The organism is Kribbella sp. NPDC055071, assembly GCF_053608045.1.
Genome location: NZ_JBSGUS010000060.1, coordinates 1 through 3,543 on the forward strand (window position 1 = coordinate 1; position 3,543 = coordinate 3,543).

Genomic DNA, 3,543 nt, shown 5'->3' on the forward strand with positions numbered 1-3,543 from the left:
AGGTAACGGAGTCTCCGTAGTAGTCTGGGGTAGGGAAAGCCTGCTACATGGCGAAGGGAGACAGCTTGTCTAGTTTAATACAACATTGGAAGGAGCGCGAGGCTCTGTGAGAAGTCCAGACGTAGTGTTGAACAATTTAGTTTCCAAGTCTAAAGAAGAAAATTATGTTTTTGACCGTCTTTATAGGAATCTCTATAATCCTGAGTTTTACCTAAAGGCTTATGCCAAAATATATGCTAAGCCAGGTAACATGACGAAGGGATCGGACGGAAAAACTATTGACGGTTTTAGTCATAAACGCATTGGGCTTGTCAAGAAAAGTGTGTAAGTTATTCTAGATATTTCTTCACACGTTCCTTTAGGTGGTCATGAACTAATAGTTGATTCATGACCATAGCCCATTGCTGGATGCGTCCACCATCCCATTTCTTTTCTAATTCTTTTGTTCGTAAAAACAATATTTTTAATAGGGCATTCTCATGGGGGAATGCTCCTTTTTTCGTGACTTTTCGAAAGCTAGAGTGGATACTTTCAACGGCATTTGTAGTGTACATGATTTTACGAATATTACCACCATAATCGAAAAGTTGTTCCACATGAGAAAAGTTTCGTTTCCATACGTCTACAGCTCCAGGGTACGTAGACCACTGCTTTTCAAAAGATTCAAATGCACTGTGACAAGCCTTAAGGCTTGGAGCTCCATACACTTTCTTTAAGGCAGCAGTAAAAGGCTTGTAGTCTTTACTTGGTATATACTTAATCGAATTTCGAATTAAATGAACAATACATCTCTGTACGGTCACATCAGGAAAAATCGCACGTGCTCCTTCTTCCAGACCACTAACGCCATCCATTGAGAGAAAGAAGATATCTTCTACACCACGAGATTTGATTTCATCAAAAATTTGCATCCATTTATGTTTACTTTCCGTTTCATTCAACCACAAACCTAGAATGTCCTTTTTACCTTCTATGGTATATCCTAGTATTGTGTAAACGGCATACTTCTTCGTTTCATAGTCATTACGAATGGTTGTGTAAAGACAATCGACAAACACAAAAGGGTAACAGTTACTTAAGGGACGATTTTGCCACTCTTCTAAATTAGGAAGTACAGTATCCGTAATGTCGGATACCATTTCATGAGATACAGAAAAGCCATAGATGTCTTCTATCGTGGAAGAAATGTCTCGTTGTGACATTCCTCTGGCATACATCGAAATGACCTTATCCTCTATAGAGGATACATCTCTTTTACGCTTTGGAATCAACTGCGGTTCAAATGAACCATCACGATCACGGGGGACTGCAATTTCAACTTCTCCTGCCGTTGTTTTCACGATCTTTTTGCCATATCCATTTCTTCTATTTCTTGTTTCTTTTTCTCCCTTGTCATTGGATTCATAGCCCAAATGGTGATTCATTTCACCTTTTAGCATTGACTCAAACATGGGACCAAATATGTCTTTTAATGCTTCTTGCATATCTTCTACTGATTTAGGCTGATACTGTTCGATAATCTTGTTAGCTAATTCTACGGAGTTCGGATCTCTTTTCAATTTCCCCACTGAAACCACTCCTTTAGCTTTATACTTATTATTCTATCAAATAAAAAACTGTGTGAGTAAGGAACCGTACGCATTCCTTACTTACACAGTTAATATTACACTCCCAATGTGGGACTGACCCCCGTTTTTGAGACAGGGATCAAAACACCTTTTAAACAGCCAATTGCCGATAATTTATCGGTGATTGGTTGTTTAGTTTCGTTTGAATACGAATATTGTTATAATAATGAATGTATTCTATGACAGTGCGTTCTACGATGGCGGTCGTGGTTCGATCAATGCTGTTAAGATAGAACGTTTCAGACTTTAGTGAGGAATGAAACGATTCGATGGAGGCATTATCAGCGGGTGTCCCTTTGCGGGACATGCTCATGGTAATGCCTTTTGTTTTAACAGCTTTCTGATACTCGTAAGATGTATACACAGATCCTTGGTCACTATGTAACACGCAGTTCTCAGGCAGTGTTGGCAGTTGATCAAGTGTGTGTAAGACAAAGTCTGTGTCCTGCTTATCTCCAATCGTAAAAGCAATCACTTCTCCATTATATACATCCAATATACTGGAAAGGTACAATTGTTTCTGTCCATAAGGCAAATACGTGATGTCTGTTACTAGTTTTTCAAGAGGATGATCAGACTGAAAGTTCCGATCTAATATATTGTCGACCACGGCATATGGCTGCCCATTCTTCTTGCGCTTTTTCACCTTAACCCGGCACTGCCACTGATTTTTCTGCATAATACGCTGAACCGTTTTATGGTTAATACACATTCTCTTTTTTAATATAGCTGTGATTTTTCGATATCCATATCGATACTGGTGCTCTCGGCACAACGTGCCGATTTGTTTTTCTAAATGGCGCTTGGGATGATCTTTCTTCAGATTCTTCTTCCAACGATAATAAGACGAGCGAGAGATACCTAAATGAATACAGATATCCTGCACGGTCATTGTGCTGTGCAATTCTTCTACAAGTTCGACTGACGTTTGGCTATCAACTTCCTTTCCAATTCGTTGTACTTTTTTAACACTTCATTCTGTTGTCTCAGATATCGATTCTCTGCCTGCAGTTTCTCTAATTCGGAAGAATACTCCGGACCTTTTCCATAAGTGTATTGCTTACCAACAGGCTGTTCAAATCGATGTGTATCACCAGCCTTATACCATCTGACCCATGTCTTAATCTGCGTATTATTTTTGATATTCAACTCCTGCATGATCTCTTTCATAGATACGCCTGCCAATCTCATTTCTACAGCCTTCTGTTTCACTTCAACCGGATAACTCACTCTTGTCCCCATAGAAAAAACACCTCCAAGTCTAATTTCGGATAACAATCATCCGTATTCAAACTTGAAGATGTTTTTATTTGTCTCATCTTATGGGGTCAGTCCCTATTAGACGGAGTCTTTTTTGCTTTTGCCAATCAGACGTGTAACGAGGAACATGGTGACAGAAAGAGATCTGTTTTTCCGATACGCTAAGTATTTCCCTCGCCACTCCGGTTTGTATTTTTCTTTAAAGGCTCTTAGGCCGCTGAAGCTGTACATGTATCTGACATTATTAAAAATGACAGCGGCAAACCTTTCGGACCAGAAGGATGTAAAGGCAGTGCCGACATTAGCCAAGGGTGCCATCCCCATATTAAATGACGTGCAGCCCTCTTCCTTTGCCCATAAAAACATACGGATAAACAATGCGTCCATAATGCCATTTGGAGCGTCGCCGCGATAGCGCATTAGATCAACCGATATCTCTCCCTCCTGGTACATCGGCATGACATTTGCGAATGCAACGATCTCTCCCTCTGCATTTTTCATATAGGCGATCGGCGCTTTCTGTAAATAAGAAGGATCAAAAAATCCGAGCGAGAATCCCTTCTCTTTTTTCGAGCCGAGCCATTCGTCTGAGATTTGCTTCAGCTCCTCCAAAAACGCATCAGAAAATGGGGGATGATCCACATGGAAAGTATAC

Annotated in this window: 3 protein-coding genes; all 3 read right to left on the bottom strand. The window is 40.2% G+C overall.

Going from position 1 to position 3,543, the window contains the following annotated elements; translation table 11 throughout:
• Positions 1-329: 329 nt before the first annotated feature.
• A complete protein-coding gene (locus tag ACWF4Z_RS38120) occupies positions 330-1,577 on the bottom strand; it encodes an IS256-like element ISBsu2 family transposase (RefSeq protein ID WP_031600262.1) in 1,248 nt (415 codons plus the stop codon).
• A gap of 142 nt (positions 1,578-1,719) precedes the next feature.
• Positions 1,720-2,870 (bottom strand): IS3 family transposase gene (locus ACWF4Z_RS38125; RefSeq protein WP_152425444.1). Its coding sequence is split into 2 segments (ribosomal slippage): positions 1,720-2,597 and positions 2,597-2,870, totalling 1,152 coding nucleotides; the frame shifts between segments, so codons are not numbered across the junction.
• Positions 2,871-2,966: 96 nt separating this feature from the next.
• The coding region (locus ACWF4Z_RS38130; RefSeq protein WP_452248092.1) for a phosphatidylglycerol lysyltransferase domain-containing protein at positions 2,967-3,543 on the bottom strand (577 nt) is incomplete at its 5' end.